This window comes from Micromonospora sp. 15K316, assembly GCF_004348525.1.
Classification (GTDB): domain Bacteria; phylum Actinomycetota; class Actinomycetes; order Mycobacteriales; family Micromonosporaceae; genus Micromonospora.
In genome coordinates this window covers 1-15993 of the sequence record NZ_SMKG01000132.1, presented here as the reverse complement: position 1 = coordinate 15993, position 15993 = coordinate 1, and the positions used below count along the sequence as shown (strand labels likewise).

The following is a 15993-nucleotide window of genomic DNA, read 5'->3' as shown; positions in this document are numbered from 1 at the left end:
GAGGGCCACGGCTCACCGCTACTCCGGCTCATTCGGGTCCGGTTCACGCCGAGCCTCTCCCGCAGCTCTCGCCACCATGGGCGCCGGCCGGATGATCGACTCGACTTCATTGAAGTCGGTCGGTCCGGGTGAGCTGGACACCCCGACTTCCTTGAAGCCGAGTTGACCATGGCTTGGTCGACCGTCAACTGCGGCCGGCTGCCTGCCGCGCCGGTGGTACCCGAACGAGCCGGATCGATCGCTCGTTGTGGGCGGTGGCCGTGCTTCGTAGGCTTTCTCACCTGACGGCCGGCCCGGCCCGGCGATCGACGGGCCGCGCCGCCGGGCGACGCCGTGACCGCCACTGGGAAAGGACGCCGGTGTTCTACTGGCTGATGAAGTACGTCCTGCTCGGCCCGCTGCTGCGGGTGCTCTTCCGTCCACAGGTGGAGGGGCTGCACCACGTACCGGCCACCGGCCCGGTGATCCTGGCCAGCAACCACCTCTCCTTCTCCGACTCGATCTTCACCCCGTTGATGGTCCGGCGGAAGGTCACCTTCGTCGCCAAGGCCGAGTACTTCACCGGCAAGGGGATCAAGGGCTGGCTGACCAGGATGTTCTTCGTCAGCACCGGCACCATCCCCGTCGACCGCTCCGGCGGGCGGGCGGCCCGAGCCGCCCTCGACACCCAGCTGGAGGTGCTGCGGGGCGGAGGCATCGCCGGCATCTACCCGGAGGGCACCCGCTCGCCGGACGGGCGGCTCTACCGCGGCAAGACCGGGGTGGCCCGGCTGGCCCTGGAGAGCGGCGCGCCGGTGGTGCCCGTGGTGATGCTGAACGCCGACGAGATCCAGCCACCCGGCAAGCTGATCCCGAAGATCGCCCGGGTACGGATCCGGTTCGGGGCGCCGCTCGACTTCTCCCGCTACCGCGGCATGACCGGCGACCGGTTCGTCGAGCGCGCGGTCACCGACGAGATCATGTACGAGCTGATGGAACTCTCCGGCCGCGAGTACGTCGACGTCTACGCGCAGAAGGTGAAGAGCCAACCCGCCGCGCCGGTGGCCGCCTGACCCCGGCTACCGGACCCCCGCCACCCGGAGCAGCCCGGCGGCGTCGTTGCGGATCGCGAACTCGTGCAGCCGGGCCCGGGCCTCGGCCGCGCCCGCCGGGTCGACCGCCGAGCGCGGGCCGATCGACAGCGCGGTCGTGATGATCTCGTCGGTCACATCGGTCATCCGCGCGTAGCTCGCCGCCGCGCCCCGCAACAACTCGGCGGCGGTACGGTCGTCGCCCGCGCACCCGGCCAGGACGGCGTCGGCGACCTGACCGGCCGCCCGCGCCCAGGGGGTCATCCGGGGCGCCCGGGCCAGCAGGTCCCGCACCAGCCGGGCCGCGTCGGCGCCGAGCACCCCGGCGACGTGCCCCACCGCCGGCACCCACTCGGCGAACGGGATCATCTGGGTCCGCCGCCAGTCCTCGTCCAACTCGGTGAGCAGCGCCATCGCCTCGTCCCGGCGCCCCTGCACCGCGCGGCAGAGCGCCGCGTGTGCCAGCGTGGAGCGCAGCACCCGGTGGAAGCCGCTGCGGCGCGCCGCGGCCACCGCCTGCTCGACCAGGTCCTCGGCCTCGCCTACCGGTCCGGCACCCCGCAGCGGCCGGGTCGCGCGCAACCCGCGCATCCAGCCCGACACCGCGACGATGTGCAGGTCCCACTCCGCCGTCGGCCGGCGCGTCGACTCCGCCGCCATGGCCAGTGCCGACGTCCACTCGCCCGCGTAGTAGGCCCGGGCCCACTGGTCCTCGAAGCTGGTGGCGATGCTGTGCTCACCGCCGAGATCCAGCGTCCGCTGCTCGTCCACCAGCCGGGCCGAGCCGGCGAGGTCCCCCTCCTCCTGCAACGCCCAGGCGAGGTTCTGCACCGCGCGGCGCCGGCTGGCCAGCCGCTCCAGCCGGCAGTGCTCGGTCACCTCGGCGAGCTCGGCGTAGGCCTCGCCGGAGCCGGCCATGTAGCGCGCGACGGCGAGGGTGATCCGGGCGTTGGCCTGCGACTCGCGCAGCTGCAGCCGCTCGGCGAGCGCGGCCGCGGCCTGGGCGGCGGCGCACGCCGGCTCGGTCTCCGCGTTGAGCATGTGCACCCGGGCGAGCTCCAGCAGGGCGCCCGCCTTCTCCTGGCTGTCCGGCAGTTCGGCGTAGAGGCCGATCGCCCGGTCCAGGAAACGCTGGGTGGCCGGACGGTCGGCCCGGCTCCAGGCGGCGGTGGCCAGCAGCGTCCAGGCGCGGGCGGCGCCCGTGCGGTCACCGTCCTCGGTGAGCCGCCCGGCGAGCCGGGCCAGGATGTCCGCGCCGCCGGCCACCAGGAACGCGTCACCGTCGCGGTAGAACGCCAGCTCGGTGTCGAACAGCTCCAGCGCCGGGTCCGGCGGCAGGTCCAGCGCGAGCGCCCGCCCGACCAGCGTGGCGGCGGTCTCCAGCGCGTGCAGCTCGTACGCGCGCCGGGCCGCCCGGTGCAGGGCGTTGCGCGCCGGCAGGGCGTACGGGCTGGTGTCCACGCCGACCGTCCGGGCGATCTCGTGCGCCGCCCAGCGGTGGTTGGCGAGCACCTCGGCGAGGTCGTGCTGCCAGCCGTCGGCGAGCTGCTCCAGCCAGTCGGCGGTGTGGTGGTGGCGCAGCACCCGCTCGGCCCGGGGCAGCCGCTGGTAGCAGACGTCGCGCACCAGCACGTGCCGGAACCGGTACTCCGACTGGCCGGGCATCGTCGAGCTGGCCTGCTCGTACACCAGGTCACGGCGTTGCAGCCGGTCCAGCGCCCGCTCCACCCATCCCACCGGCCGGCCGAGCGCGGTGGCCACCGGCGCGGCCCAGAACTGCACGCCGACCACCGCCGCGGCCTGCAGGACCGCCCGGTCGGCCGGGTCCAGCAGGTCGAGCCGGTTGGCGATGACGGCCTGCACCGTCCGGGGCATCTCCGCGCCGCCGACCGGCCCGACCGAGCCGACCCCGTCGAGGAGGCCGCCGTCGAGCAGCATCCGGGCGTACTCCTGGGCGTAGAGCGGGTTGCCGTCGGCGAACTCGATCAGCGGGGTGCGCTGCGTCGCCGGCAGGGTCGCCTTCCCGAGCAGGAGCGAGTAGAGGGTGTCGATGTCGGAGTCGTGCATCGGCGGCACCGAGATCGACATGGCGCCGCTGATCGTGCCGGTCCACGCCGGGTGCCGCTCCCGCAGCTCCGGGCGGGCGGTCGCGACCACCAGCAGCGGCACACCGCGGGCCGTCGCACCCAACTGCTCGACGAAGGCGAGCAGCGTCTGGTCCGCCCAGTGCATGTCCTCGAAGACCAGCACGGTCGGCCCGGCGGTGGCCAGCGCGAGCAGGAACCGTCGCCACGCCGCCTCGGTCTCGCCGAGGGTGAGCCGTTCGCCCGGCAGACCGAGCAGCGGGCCGAGCGCCTCGGCCAGCCGTACGGCGTGCGGGTCGGCGAGCTGACCGAGCCGGGCGCGCAGCCGGTCGCGCAGCGCGACCGGGTCCTCGGCCCCCGGCATCGCCACCCAGCTCTTCACGATGTCCGTGAGGGCCGCCCAGGTGACGTTCTCGCCGAACGGTGGGCACTGCCCGACGAGCCAGGTGATCGGTGGCCCCGGCAGACTGCCGGCGTGCCGGGCGAGTTCGCGCAGCAGGCGGCTCTTGCCCACCCCGGCCGGACCGAAGACCGTCACCAGCTGCGACGTCCGCTCATTCACCATCCGGTGCAGCGCGTTGACCAGCAGGCCGCGTTCGTGCTCCCGGTCCACCATCGGGGTCAGCTCGGCGGTTCGCGGGTCGCGGTGCGGCCGGGCCCGGACGGCCAGCCAGATGCGACTCACCGCCGAGCGGCCGCGCAGCGTGACCGGCGGCCGGTCGGCGTACTCCAGCTCGTGGTGGGTCGCCGACCAGGTGGCCTCGTCGACCACGACGCCGCCGGACGGGGCCAGTGACTGCAGCCGGGAGGCGGTGTTGACGACGTCGCCGGTCACGAACGCCTGACCGCCGTCCCGGGTGGCCGACAGGTCGACCAGGGCCTCGCCGGTGGCGATGCCGACCCGGAAGCCGAGCGCCGGCTGCGGGCCGGCCGGCTGGCGGGCCAGGTTGCGTTGCAACTCCAGGCCGGCGCGGACGCAGCGCAGCGCGTCGTTGTCGGTGGCGACCGGGGCGCCGAAGAGCGCCATCACCGCGTCGCCGATGTACTTCTCGACCACCCCGCCGTACTGGTGCACGATCCGCCGCACCGTGGCGAAGTACGCCTGTTGCAGGCCGCGGGCCTGCTCCGGGTCGGCCCGCTCGGCGTACGCGGTGAAGTCCACGATGTCCACGAAGAGGACGCTGACCTGCCGCCGGTCCTCCTGGACGGTCACCACGTGGTCGCGCAGCGGGTGCCCGCAGCTGGTGCAGAAGTTGGCCTCGGTGCTGTTGGCGTGACCGCACTGCGCGCAGCTCACGGCGAGCGGCTGGCCGCACCCGCCGCAGAAGCGGTCGTCCGGTCCAGCCGCGCGTGCGCAGTGTCCACACTTCAGGTCGATGTCCAGCTCCGTACGCAGAGAGCCCAGTATCGCCGCGCGCGAGCCCAGTCGGGTACCCGACGTGCGGGCGGGCCTCGCGCCCGATCGGTCGGGGCTAGTCTTCCGTACCAGGAAATTTCACGTCAGGAGAGTGCCGTGCAGGTGCGATTGTCCGCCCCGTGGACCGATCCGGCTGGCAGGGTGTGGGCTGCGGGGGACACGATCGACGTCGACGCGGTCATTCTCGCCGAGCTGGAGGAGCAGGGCATGGTGGAAGAGCCCGAGGGTCAGGCGAGCGGGTCGGGGGAGACGACGACCACGCCCCCGGCACCCAAGCCGACCGACCCGACCAAGATCGGCCCGGGGCCCGGTGCCCCGCCGGCCGACGACGGCGGCAACTGAGCAACCGGATGGGGCCGGCGGGCGCAAGCTCGCCGGCCCCATCCGCCTTTCACGGCGGCGTCGGCGTGCGGCGAGCCGGCCGTCGCGGGCCGGGCCCGGCCGCGCAGCGCCGTCAGCGCGGCCTGGGCTCGACCTGGTGCCCGAGGTGGGCATGGGGGCGGACTTCCTGCCGAGGCGGCGCTCGACCTGGTCCATGCAGACCCGCTCCTGACCCATCGGGTCACGGCCGCGGTTACCCGGACCATCCGATGGGGACGGTTCCGGGCGAGCGACCGTGGCCGGTGTCGCCGGCGTCAGCGGTCGTTCATGCCCGCGCGCCGGCGCAGCGCCGCCACGTCGGTCACCACGATGCGGCGCCCCTCGGTACGCAGCCAGCCCCGGTTGGCGAACGAGCCGATCGCCTGGTTGACGCTCTGCCGGGAGCCGCCGGCCATCTCGGCCAGCTGGCTCTGGTTGAGCTCGATCGTGATCATGGGCGCCTGGCTCTCGCCGGCCAGCCGGACCAGGGTCTTGGCCACCCGGCCGGGCAGGTCGAGGAAGACGTGGTCGGCGTTCTGCTCGGTGAGGCGGCGGATCAGCGCGCCGAGGGACCGCATCACGGCGTCGAGGATGCGCGGGTTGGAGTGCACCAGCTCCATGAAGGCGCCCCGGGAGAGCGCGAGGGCGGTACAGTCCTCGATCGCCTCGGCGGAGGCGGAGCGGGTCGAGGCGTCCAGGAGGGAGACCTCGCCCAGCACGTCCGGTGGACGGATCACCGACAGCACGGCACGTTCGCCGGTCGGGGCGGTGCGGAAGACCGCGACCGCGCCCCGGCGCAGCACGATCAGGGACTCGCCCGGGTCGTTCTCGACGAAGAGCAGCTGGCCCTTGCGGTACGTGCGCGGCACGGCGGCCGCGATGACGCGCTGCCGCACCTCCGGCTCGAGCCCGGCGAACATCTCCACGCCCGTGAGCGCGTCACCCGGCTCCGGAAGGCGAACCCCCTCCACGGCCCAACCCCTCCCCGGTCAAGGACCACAACACGCACCGGTGAACCTGACGGGCCTCGACGGCAGGTGAGATGACACCGGTTCGGCGCCGGTAGCGGTACACATCAGATCATGACGGTCGTGTCGCTTGCTGTACACCCCTCAAATCACTTCCGTGACACTCCCGAGCTGCGGCAACCGGCATGGTGGGTGGCGGATCCCGATCGTGGGGTGGCGGATCCGGCTGGTGGGGCCTGGGGAGGCGGTGCCCGGCCGCGGCCGGTCGTGCGGGTGCGCCTTCGCCCGGTCGCGGCCGGCCGCGCCGAGGGATGCCCACCCCGGTGGGCCGCGGTTCCCCGCCCCCGCCCGGCGCGCCGAACCGGTGGTGGGCGAGGATGTCGGTGATGGTCTACCGCTACTTCTACGACTGCGAGTTCATCGAGGACGGCCTGATCGTCGACCTCGTCTCGATCGGCGTCGTCGACGAGTTCGGCCGCGAGTTCTACGCGGTCTCCACGGAGTTCGACGACTCCCGGGCGATCCCGTGGGTCCGCCGCAACGTGCTGGACAAGCTGCCGTCCCCGGCCGACCGCGCCTGGCGCTCCCGGGAGCGCATCCGTGACGAGCTGTACGACTTCCTGACCGAGCCGGTCCGGGGCCGCCCCGGCGAGCAGATCGAGCTGTGGGCCTGGTACGCCGCGTACGACCACGTGGTGCTGGCGCAGCTGTGGGGCGCGATGCCCGCGCTGCCCCGGGAGATCCCGCGGTTCACCAAGGAACTGCGGCAGCTCTGGGACGACCGGGGGCGCCCGCCGCTGCCGCAGGCCGAGGCGGCCCGGCACGACGCGCTGGTCGACGCCCGGCACAACCTGGCCCGCTGGCGGGCGATGACCGCCGGCTGAGCGCCTCGTCGCGCGGGTGATCCGCCGGGCCGGCGGTGGCGCCTCGGTCGGCCGGCGGTCGGTCCGCCTAGGGACGAGCCCCGGCCGGGCAGCCACCCAGGGTGACGGCGCCGGGGGCTCTCCGGCCGTGCCGGGCGCCGGCGCGGGTGGGCGGAAACCGGGAGCTCCGGCACGGAACCCCCCGTTCCCGGGCGCACCACGCGGGCCGCGCTGTCGCCGCTCCGAAGGGCGGACTACAGTGCGCAGTGACGGCCCGCCCCGGGCCGGCAACGGCGCCGATGTCTGATCGACACCTAACCTGGGGCTTACGAGGGCTTCATCTGATGCTCCAGGAGGATGAGCAGATCATGCGTATCGGCGTGCTCACCGGCGGTGGCGACTGCCCTGGTCTCAACGCGGTCATCCGCGCGGTGGTCCGCAAGGGCGTGGCCACGTACGGTCACGAGTTCGTGGGCTTCCAGGACGGTTGGAAGGGCCCGCTGGAGGGTCTGTCCAAGCCGCTGGGCATCGCGGAGGTCCGCGGCATCCTGCCGCGCGGCGGCACCATCCTCGGCTCGTCCCGGACCAACCCGTTCAAGATCGAGAACGGGGTGGAGCGGATCAAGGACAACCTCGCCGCGCAGGGCGTGGACGCGCTGATCGCGATCGGCGGCGAGGACACCCTCGGCGTCGCCACCAAGCTCTACGAGCTGGGCGTGCACGTCATCGGCGTGCCGAAGACGATCGACAACGACCTGGGCGCCACCGACTACACCTTCGGCTTCGACACCGCCGTCAACATCGCCATGGAGGCGATCGACCGGCTGCACACCACCGCGGAGAGCCACCACCGCACCCTCGTCGTCGAGGTCATGGGCCGCCACGCCGGCTGGATCGCGCTGCACGCGGGCCTCGCCGGTGGCGCCAACGTGATCCTCCTGCCGGAGCGGAACTTCGACGTCGAGCAGGTCGCCGGCTACGTCGAGAAGCGCTTCCAGCACCAGTACGCCCCGATCGTTGTCGTCGCCGAGGGCGCCCAGCCGCTGGAGGGCCAGATGGTCCTGCAGAACCAGGAGCTCGACGCGTTCGGTCACGTCCGCCTCGGCGGCATCGGCCAGTGGCTCGCCGAGCAGCTGGAGGCGAAGACCGGCAAGGAGGCCCGCACGGTCGTGCTGGGCCACATCCAGCGCGGCGGCACCCCGACCGCGTTCGACCGGGTCCTCGCCACCCGCCTCGGCCTTCAGGCGATCGACGCCGCGCACGAGGGCGACTGGGGCAAGATGGTCGCGATGCAGAGCACGGACATCGTCCGGGTGCCGCTGGCCGAGGCGACCCGTGAGCTGAAGACCGTGCCGCTGGAGCGGTACGCCGAGGCCGAGGTCTTCTTCGGCAGCTGATCGACCGCCACGCGCCGCGGTGGCCGTACGGTCACCGCGGCTCGTGGCGTGGCGCGAGAGGGGTAGGGCGGCAATGGCATCCGGGGTGCACACGATCGCGGTGGTCGGCACCGGCAAGATCGGCGAGCTGGTCCTCTCCGGCCTGCTGCGCTCGGGCTGGCCGGCGGACCGGCTGCTGGCCACCGCCCGCCGCCCCGCCCGCGCCGAGGAGTTGGCCGGCCGGTACGGCGTACGGATCGTGGAGAACCTCGTCGCGGTGGAGGAGGCCGACGTGCTGGCGGTCGCGGTCAAGCCGCAGGACGCCGCCGCCCTGCTCGACGAGATCGGGCCGAAGGTCCCCGCCGACAAGCTGGTGATCTCGCTCTGCGCCGGCCTGCCCACCAGCTTCTTCAACCGGCGGCTGCCCGAGGGCACCCCGGTCGTCCGGGTCATGACCAACACCCCGGCGCTGGTCGACGAGGCGATGACCGCCATCTCCGCGGGACCGCACGCCACCGGGGCGCACCTGGGCCTGGCCGAGGAGATGTTCAAGCCGCTCGGCGCGACCGTCCGCGTCCCCGAGTCCCAGCAGGACGCGGTCACCGCGCTCTCCGGCTCCGGGCCGGCCTACTTCTATCTCCTCGTCGAGGCGATGATCGACGCCGGCATCCTGCTCGGGCTGCCCCGGCAGGTGGCGCACGAACTGATCGTGCAGACCGCGATCGGCTCGGCGGTGATGCTGCGCGACTCCGGCGAGCACCCGGTGAAGCTGCGCGAGGCGGTCACCTCGCCCGCCGGCACCACCATCTCCGCCGTCCGCGAGCTGGAGAAGCACGGCGTACGGGCGGCGCTGCTCGCCGCCCTCGAAGCGGCCCGGGACCGGGCCCGGGAGCTCGCCGGCCAGGCCGACTGAGCCCCGGGCGCCGGCTCAGTAGAGCAGGTAGGGGCGGCGGGCCCGCTCGAACGCGGCCAGCTCGCCGGCCCAGGCGCCGACCACGTCGTCCACGTCCGCCCCCGCGTCGATCATCGTGCGCAGCCGGGGCGAGCCGGTGAGCTTGTCGATCCAGTACGGCCGGGCGGTGTCCCAAGAGTCCTGCCGCCAGGCGAACGCCGGGTAGCGGTGCGCCTCCACCAGCATCGCGACAGCCGTCCGGACCGGGTCGTAGACGGCGCGGTCGACCACCTTCACCTCGACCCCGGCGCAGAGCTTGTTGAGCAGCGCCGGCTTCTGCCCGGCCGACGTCGGCGTGAAGTACGCCTCGCGGAACTCGACGCCGGGCAGGTCGCGGGCGTTGAGCCGGTCGCTCCAGTGGTAGTCGAAGTCCTCGGCCAGGCCGCCGATCAGCTCGAACGGCCGGCAGGTGCCGCGCCCCTCGGTGATCGAGGCGACCCCCTCGAAGAGGCAGGTGCCGGGGTAGACCAGCGCGGTGTCCGGGGTGGGCATGTTCGGGCTCGGCATCACCCAGGGCAGGTCGGTGTCGGCCGCCAGCAGGTTGCGCTTCCAGTTGCGGCACCTGACGACGTGCAGCTCGACCGGACCGCCGACCTCGGCGGGGAGGAACGTCGCGTTGAAGAAGCGGGCCAGCTCGCCCACGGTCATCCCGTGCTGTTGGACGATCTCCTTGAGCCCCACGCCGGAGGTGTAGGCCGGCGTCATCATCGGGCCGCGGGCACGCCCGCCGACCGGGTTGGGGCGGTCCAGCACCACGTACCGCTTGCCGGTGCGGGCGGCGGCCGCCATCGAGGTGTACATGGTCCAGATGTAGGTGTAGAACCGGGCGCCGACGTCCTGGATGTCGAAGACCACGGTGTCCACCTCGGCCTCGGCGAACATGCTCTCCCACTTCGCCTGGGAGGCGCCGTAGGCGTCGTAGACGGTGATCCCGGTGCGGGCGTCGATGCCGGTGCCCTCGCTGCCGCCGGCCTGTGCGGAGCCGCGGAAGCCGTGTTCGGGGCCGAACGCCGCGGCGAGCCGGACCTCGCCGGAGGCGTGCATCAGGTCGACCAGGTGCCGGTAGGCGGAGTCCACCCCGGTCGGGTTCGAGATCACCCCGACCCGCTGGTCGGCCAGTTCGGCGAAGTCGGACCGGACCAGTACGTCGAGTCCGGTCTGCACCCGGCGGATCCCGGGTGTCGCGAGGCCGGGTGCGCCGGGCGCCACCGCCGCCGCCACTCCCGCGGTCACCGCACCGGCACGGGTCAGGAATCGTCTGCGCTCCACGGCCCACCTCCCATCGATTGGTCGAAACTTAGCTACATGTGGATGCCTCGTCAAGGAAGGTTAGCTACATCCAGGTGCACGAACGGGCGAGGTGACCGGGGCGCGAGTGGACGGCCATACTTGCCGGATGTTCACCCTCGCCCAGGCGCGGTGCCTGGTCGCCACCCTGCGTCCGCGCGTCGACGAGCTGATCCGGCTCCGCGCCGACCTGGCGGAGCTCCACGCCGACCTGGCTGAACGCGGCACGAGCCCGTTCGGCGGCCGCGCCGAGGGCAAAGCCCTGGAGGCCCGGCTGCACGCCGTCCTCGACGAGCTGCACCAGCACGACGTGCAGGTCAAGGGCATCGCTCCGCTGCTGCTCGACTTCCCCGGCGAGCGCGACGGCCGGCCCGTGCTCTGGTGCTGGCTGGAGGGGGATCCGGACATCCGCTGGTACCACCGCGCCGAGTGCGGGTTTCCGGGTCGCCGGCCGGTGTGAGCGGGCGGCGACCGCGAGCCTCGATCGGCGGCCGCGGGTGTCAGCGGGGCGGATCGGCGACCGCGAAGACCACCACGTTGTCGACGTAGTGGCGGCGACGCCGGTCGAAGTCACCGCCGCAGGTGATCAGGCGCAGCTCCGCGCCGGGCGTCGGGCCGTACACGGCGGCGGTGGGGAAGCGGTCCTTGCGGGTGCGCAGCGCGCCGGTGACCCGGAACGGCAGCCACTGCCCGCCGCGCCGCACCTCGACGGTGTCACCCGGGCGCAGCTCGCCGAGGCGGGCGAAGACGGCCGGCCCGTGGCGCGAGTCCAGGTGTCCGGCGAGCACCGCCGGGCCGGGGTCGCCCGGCGCCGGCCCACCGCCGTACCAGCCGGCCAGGTCGAAGTCGGTCGGCGGCACCAGGGCGCCGGCCCGGTCCAGGCCGAGCACCGTGAGCGGGGAGTCGAGCCCGATGCGCGGCACGCGTACCCGGGTGGGCTCGCCCCGGGGCGGGCGAGCCGCCGGACAACCGCCCACGCAACCGGGCCCGGCGCTCGGCCGGCTCACGGTGGCCGGTGCTCGTGCGGCGGCCGGTGCGTCGGGGCCGCCGGGCGGTGGCTCGGTGGACGCGAGACCGACCCCGGTCCCGGCGACCAGGCAGAGCGCCACGCCGAACGCGACCAGCGCGGTCACCGGCGGCCGGGGTCGCCGGTGCCGGCGGATCGCCGGGCCGATCACCAGGTGGTACGCCGGCGGCGGCGCAGCAGGAGCAGGCCGGCGGTGAGCGCGAGGCCGGCCAGCCCGGCGGTGGCCAAGGACCCCCAGCGGCCCGTTCCGGCCGTGCCACCGGCCCCGGTCTCCACCCCACCGGAGGGGACCACCGTGCCGCCCTGCGCGTCGCGCCGCAGCTCGGTGGTGAGCCCGCCGTCCTTCGCGTCCAGCACGAGCAGCGAGTAGACCGCGCCGCCGGCCAGCCGGACCTCGGCCTGGGTGGTCGGGCCGCCGCTGCCGGAGAGCCGCAGCCGCCACTGGCCGGGCTCGACCAGCTGGTAGTCGGTCGTCGTGGCGAACTGGACGCCGTTGGCGATGGCCGGCCCCTCGGCGACGGCCACGTCGAGCACCGGAGCGCGCACCGAGGCCTGCACGACGCGGACCTTCGCCCGGCCACCCTCCGGCGCGCTGAGATCGTCGTGCAGCACGCGCAGCCCCAGGTCGGCGTAGCGCCCCACCCCGGCGACCGTGTACGCCGCGCCGCTGGTCACCGCGACCTCGGTGGTGAGCACCGGCGGATCGTCCGCCGGCGCGCCGGCCTCGCGCATCGCCACCGCGTACCGCCCGGCGGGGAGCGGCAGGTAGTCGGAGACCACGCCGTAGCCCACGCCGGGGAAGACCCGCGGCTGCGTCGCGTCCCGGGCGGCCAGGTAGACGTCGACGCTCGGGGTGTCGGGGGAGAGGTGGGCGAGCCGGACGTAGCCGGGGCCCGCCGCCTGTGCCGGGGCGGCAGTGGTGGTCGGGAGGGCCACGCCGAGCAGGAGCGCTCCGGCTCCGGCGAGCAGGCGGCGTGGTGCGGTGCGGAGCAGGTGCATGTCGCCTCCGGGGGTGCGTCCGGCCAACGGGATGCGTCCGGCCGCTAGCGTCCCGTTCACGGGACCGCGATGCAACCGTCACCGGCCCGACACGCCGAGAACGAGAGACCGGCGGCGGCGCGGCGCCGGCAGCGGTCCGCCGGAGACGGCCGGGCCCGTGGCGGAGCCGGGCGGGCGTGCCCGGTCCCGCCACGTCCGGCGGTGGGGTTGCGGCTCAGGCGGCGGAGTCGAAGGCGGCCAGCGCCTCGCGTACCTTCTCCGTCCCGGCCGGCGCCTCGTGCTCCCAGTCCGTCGGGTCCGCGGAGTAGATGATCCCGTACGGCAGGGTGCCGGGCTGGTAGCGCCGGCCCTCGGCGAGCGGTCCGGCGTCGACGGCGTCGTAGCCGATCCGGTCCAGGAAGGTGCGCGTCGCCGCCTTCGCGTCCGAGTCGTCGCCGGCGATGGGCAGCGCGCTCCGGTCGGCGGCCCCGGCCGGCCGGGGCAGGGTCCGCAGGTGGCGATAGTTGATGTTGTTGAATACCTTGACCACGCGCGCCTGCGGCAGGTGACGTTGCAGCAGCTCGCTGCTGGTGGTCGCGTCGGAGTCCAGCTCCGCGATCTGCCCGTCGCGCTGCGGGTAGTAGTTGTTGGTGTCCAGCACGACCTTGCCGGCCAGCGGCTCCGGCGGCACCGCCGTGTACGCCTTCAACGGCACGCTCACCACCACGAGGTCTCCGGCCTGCGCCGCCTCCAGCGGCGTCGCCGCGCGGGCCCGCGGGCCGATCTCCTGGACCAGCTCGCGCAACGTCTCCGGGCCGCGCGAGTTGCTGAGCACCACGTCGTACCCGGCGGCCACGGCCAGTCGGGCCACGGTGCCGCCGATGTATCCGCTGCCGATGAATCCCACAGTTGTCATGTCTGGTGCCAACTCCGTCCACCGCGGTCCGCATTCCGCACCGGGCCGCCGCGTGGTCGCCCGGCGGCCTGCCCGCCACGGTACGGCCGGGCCCCGCTGGTGGCCGGCGGCGTCACCGCCGGCCACCCGTCCGGGTAACCGTGGAACTCAGGCCGGCCCGGGGAGCACCTTCTCGACGGCGGCGCGCAGCTCGGCGGCGTCGGGCGTCACCGTGGGGGCGAACCGGGCGGCCACCGCGCCGTCCGGGGCGACCAGGAACTTCTCGAAGTTCCACCGCACGTCGCCGGTGTGGCCGTCGGCGTCCGGAGTGTCGACCAGCGCCGCGTAGAGCGCGTGCCGGCCGGGGCCGTTGACCTCGACCTTCTCGGTGAGCGGGAAGGTCACGCCGTAGTTGACCTGGCAGAAGTCGCTGATCTCGTCGGCGGTGCCCGGCTCCTGGCCGCCGAACTGGTTGCACGGCACGCCGAGCACCACGAGGCCGCGGTCCGCGTACTCCTCGGCGAGCGCCTGCAGGCCGGTGTACTGCGGGGTGAGGCCGCAGCGCGAGGCGACGTTGACCACCAGAAGGGCACGCCCGCGGTACTGGGCGAGGTCGGCGGGGCCGCCGTTCAGGGCCCCGATCGGAATGTCGAAGACGGTCATCGGCTGAGGCTATCGCCGGCCGGTCCCGCCGCGTCCACCGGCGCGGACCACATCGCCGGCCGAGCACGGGCGGCCGGGCCGGCCGGCGGTCACCCGCCGGCCGAGCCCGCCGGGCAGCTCGCGGCGACCAGCGGTCAGGAGCACGGGAAGTTGCTCTTCGAGCAGGTCACCCCGGAGTTGTAGGCGTCGTTGAAGTGCGTGTAATAGGCGTCGTACAACGGGCGGGTGCTTCCGGTCTCCGGTGCCATCTTGACGAAGATCTCGTCGTTCTCGCCGAGGGCGTCCTGGGTCCAGTTCTGCGAGCCGGTGTAGACCCGGTACTGGTAGGCGGTGCCGTACTTTCCGTAGGCCGCGAAGAACTTGTCGTGCACCTTGTCCTTGCGGCGGATGGCGACGCCGGCGTCGAGCAGCTGGTTGTAGACGGACTGGCTCATGGCGATCCCGCCGTCGGCGTTGCTGCCGATCACCATCCAGACCTTGCAGCCGGCGGAGCGGAACCGGGTCACCAGGTTGACGATCTGCGGCCGTCCGGTGGTCACCGACGCCATGCCCACGCGCAGCCGGCACTCGGCGTCGGGGGTCAGGTCGTTGAGGCGGGTGACGATGGTGTCGGTCTGCCCCGCGCCCTCCGGCGAGGCGTACGCGTCGGCCGCGGCGGCCTGGTAGTAGCCCCGGCCGGAGGCGGAGTCGTAGTAGTCGTTGCCGCTGTAGTGCCGGCGGTTCCACATGTCGGTGAAGTTGGCGTTGAGCCCGGCGGCGAGCGCGGCGTCGCCGTAGACGGTGATGGCGTTGTTGAAGGCGTCCGGGCCGGTGGCGTACGTGAGGTTGCTGGAACCGAACCAGACGACGTCGCCACGGGCCACGCCGTTCGGGTCGGTGGTGCTGGTGAAGGTGACGAGCTTGGTGTGCATGTCGCCGTCCGGGCTGGTGCTGACGCAGCCGTGGCCGCCGCCGCTGTTCAGGCAGAACTGGTGGTTTGCCAGCTGCTTGATCGTCGTGACGGCCGGGTCGGTCGAGGTCGCGTTCTTCCCGTCGAGGAGCGCCAGCACGGTGACGCCGCGGTTCTGGGCGCGCAGCAGCGCGTCGGCGACGGAGTCCACGCTGATGGAGTGGATCGCCGCCCGGACGGTTGAGCCGGCGGGCGCCCCGTCGATCAGCCGTTGCAGCTCGTTGATGATGGTGTAGTCGCGTCCGGCGGTGGGGTTGCTGAAGTGCGCCCACACGGGGTAGCCGGCGAGGGTGGCCGACGCCGCGGCGACGCGGGCCGCCGCGGGCACGGCCGGGGCGGCTCCGGTCGAGGTCAGCACCGCGGTCACCGCGGCGAGGGAGAACAGCAGCACACGGCGGACCGACCCGCCCATACGGCTCGAGATCATAGACAGAGATCGTTGTCGCCGGGCCCGTTCCGCGTCAACGTCGTGCGCCGGAACTCCGCGTGAACGCCCCGGCCCCCGCTGATCACCTCCCTGTCGGCCGGTGGTCGGCCCGGGTTTCGGCACGTCGGGGCCGGGTCTTTCGAGCAGGACAGAAATCGAAGCATTTGCATCTTGACTAAGTGATGACGCTCTGAGTAGCGTCTCACCAACATTTTGGAAAGTTTCCTAACTGTTTGAGGAGGCGCCACATGAAGAGATCACTCCGCCGGGCTCTCTGGGCCGGCGCCGTGGTCGCGCTGACCGCCACGTTGGCGCCCGTCGCCGCCGCCTACGGGGCGGGAAGCGTCACCACCACGTTCACGAAGGTGCAGGACTGGGGGACCGGTCACGAGGGCAGGGTCACCATCACCAACGGGTCCGACGCCCCCGTCAGCACCTGGCGCATCGAGTTCGACCTGCCCGCCGGCACCAGCATCAGCAGCTCGTGGGACGCCGACGTGACCCGCAGCGGCAACCACTACGTCGCGGTGAAGAAGAGCTGGGCCGGCCCGATCACGCCCGGCGCCTCGTTCAACTGGGGCTACAACGGCAGCGGCCCGTACGCGGCCCCGCTGAACTGCACCATCAACGGCGCCTCCTGCGGTGGCGGCAGCACCCCGCCCACCACGCCGCCGCCC

General features: G+C 73.5%; 15 protein-coding genes. 7 read left to right on the top strand and 8 right to left on the bottom strand.

From position 1 onward, the window contains the following. Window positions 1-359: 359 nt before the first annotated feature. Window positions 360-1052, top strand: a complete 693-nt coding sequence (locus tag E1211_RS21865) for a 1-acyl-sn-glycerol-3-phosphate acyltransferase (RefSeq protein WP_132350872.1) — start codon at window positions 360-362, stop codon at window positions 1050-1052. Window positions 1053-1058: 6 nt separating this feature from the next. On the opposite strand, the gene E1211_RS21860 is transcribed toward E1211_RS21865, so the two are convergent. Then, entirely contained in the window at window positions 1059-4526 is a 3468-nt protein-coding gene (locus tag E1211_RS21860) for an adenylate/guanylate cyclase domain-containing protein (RefSeq protein ID WP_132350871.1), read from the bottom strand. 141 nt (window positions 4527-4667) lie between these two features. On the opposite strand from E1211_RS21860, the gene E1211_RS21855 reads away from it, so the two are divergent. Next, window positions 4668-4913, top strand: a complete 246-nt coding sequence (locus tag E1211_RS21855; protein ID WP_132350870.1) for a hypothetical protein — start codon at window positions 4668-4670, stop codon at window positions 4911-4913. A 293-nt stretch (window positions 4914-5206) separates the two neighbouring features. On the opposite strand, the gene E1211_RS21850 is transcribed toward E1211_RS21855, so the two are convergent. Further along, window positions 5207-5851 carry a Crp/Fnr family transcriptional regulator gene (locus tag E1211_RS21850; RefSeq protein WP_120678910.1) on the bottom strand — a complete coding sequence of 215 codons (645 nt, stop codon included), beginning with the start codon at window positions 5849-5851 and terminating at the stop codon, window positions 5207-5209. A gap of 434 nt (window positions 5852-6285) precedes the next feature. Here E1211_RS21850 and E1211_RS21845 point away from each other — a divergent pair, with 434 nt between their 5' ends. The 3 genes from E1211_RS21845 to proC all read left to right on the top strand — a co-directional run bounded on the left by E1211_RS21845 (window position 6286) and on the right by proC (window position 9051). Beyond that, a complete protein-coding gene (locus tag E1211_RS21845; RefSeq protein ID WP_132350876.1) occupies window positions 6286-6783 on the top strand; it encodes a polyadenylate-specific 3'-exoribonuclease AS in 498 nt (165 codons plus the stop codon). 347 nt (window positions 6784-7130) lie between these two features. Then, window positions 7131-8159: a 6-phosphofructokinase gene (locus E1211_RS21840; protein ID WP_120678908.1), complete on the top strand. Its 1029-nt coding sequence runs from the start codon at window positions 7131-7133 to the stop codon at window positions 8157-8159. Window positions 8160-8232: 73 nt separating this feature from the next. Further along, a complete protein-coding gene (proC, locus tag E1211_RS21835; RefSeq protein ID WP_132350869.1) occupies window positions 8233-9051 on the top strand; it encodes a pyrroline-5-carboxylate reductase in 819 nt (272 codons plus the stop codon). A 15-nt stretch (window positions 9052-9066) separates the two neighbouring features. On the opposite strand, the gene E1211_RS21830 is transcribed toward proC, so the two are convergent. After that, window positions 9067-10359, bottom strand: coding sequence for an exo-beta-N-acetylmuramidase NamZ domain-containing protein (locus E1211_RS21830; protein ID WP_243709638.1), 1293 nt, complete (start codon window positions 10357-10359; stop codon window positions 9067-9069). A 127-nt stretch (window positions 10360-10486) separates the two neighbouring features. Between E1211_RS21830 and E1211_RS21825 the strand changes: the two genes are divergently transcribed. After that, window positions 10487-10837, top strand: coding sequence for a DUF2203 domain-containing protein (locus E1211_RS21825; RefSeq protein WP_132350868.1), 351 nt, complete (start codon window positions 10487-10489; stop codon window positions 10835-10837). Window positions 10838-10877: 40 nt separating this feature from the next. On the opposite strand, the gene E1211_RS21820 is transcribed toward E1211_RS21825, so the two are convergent. The 5 genes from E1211_RS21820 to E1211_RS21800 form a co-directional block, all read right to left on the bottom strand. Next, entirely contained in the window at window positions 10878-11510 is a 633-nt protein-coding gene (locus tag E1211_RS21820; RefSeq protein WP_243709637.1) for a class F sortase, read from the bottom strand. 41 nt (window positions 11511-11551) lie between these two features. Continuing rightward, entirely contained in the window at window positions 11552-12463 is a 912-nt protein-coding gene (locus E1211_RS21815; RefSeq protein WP_243709636.1) for a DUF4397 domain-containing protein, read from the bottom strand. A 154-nt stretch (window positions 12464-12617) separates the two neighbouring features. Continuing rightward, window positions 12618-13298, bottom strand: a complete 681-nt coding sequence (locus tag E1211_RS21810) for an NADPH-dependent F420 reductase (RefSeq protein ID WP_132350867.1) — start codon at window positions 13296-13298, stop codon at window positions 12618-12620. 147 nt (window positions 13299-13445) lie between these two features. Continuing rightward, window positions 13446-13940: a glutathione peroxidase gene (locus E1211_RS21805; protein ID WP_132350866.1), complete on the bottom strand. Its 495-nt coding sequence runs from the start codon at window positions 13938-13940 to the stop codon at window positions 13446-13448. Between the two features lie 134 nt (window positions 13941-14074). Next, the gene (locus E1211_RS21800) at window positions 14075-15316 is read right to left on the bottom strand and encodes a phosphatidylserine/phosphatidylglycerophosphate/cardiolipin synthase family protein (protein ID WP_132350865.1); all 1242 of its coding nucleotides are present in this window, start codon (window positions 15314-15316) and stop codon (window positions 14075-14077) included. Window positions 15317-15564: 248 nt separating this feature from the next. Between E1211_RS21800 and E1211_RS21795 the strand changes: the two genes are divergently transcribed. Continuing rightward, a partial coding sequence (locus E1211_RS21795; RefSeq protein ID WP_207915465.1) for a cellulose binding domain-containing protein occupies window positions 15565-15993 on the top strand: 429 nt, incomplete at its 3' end.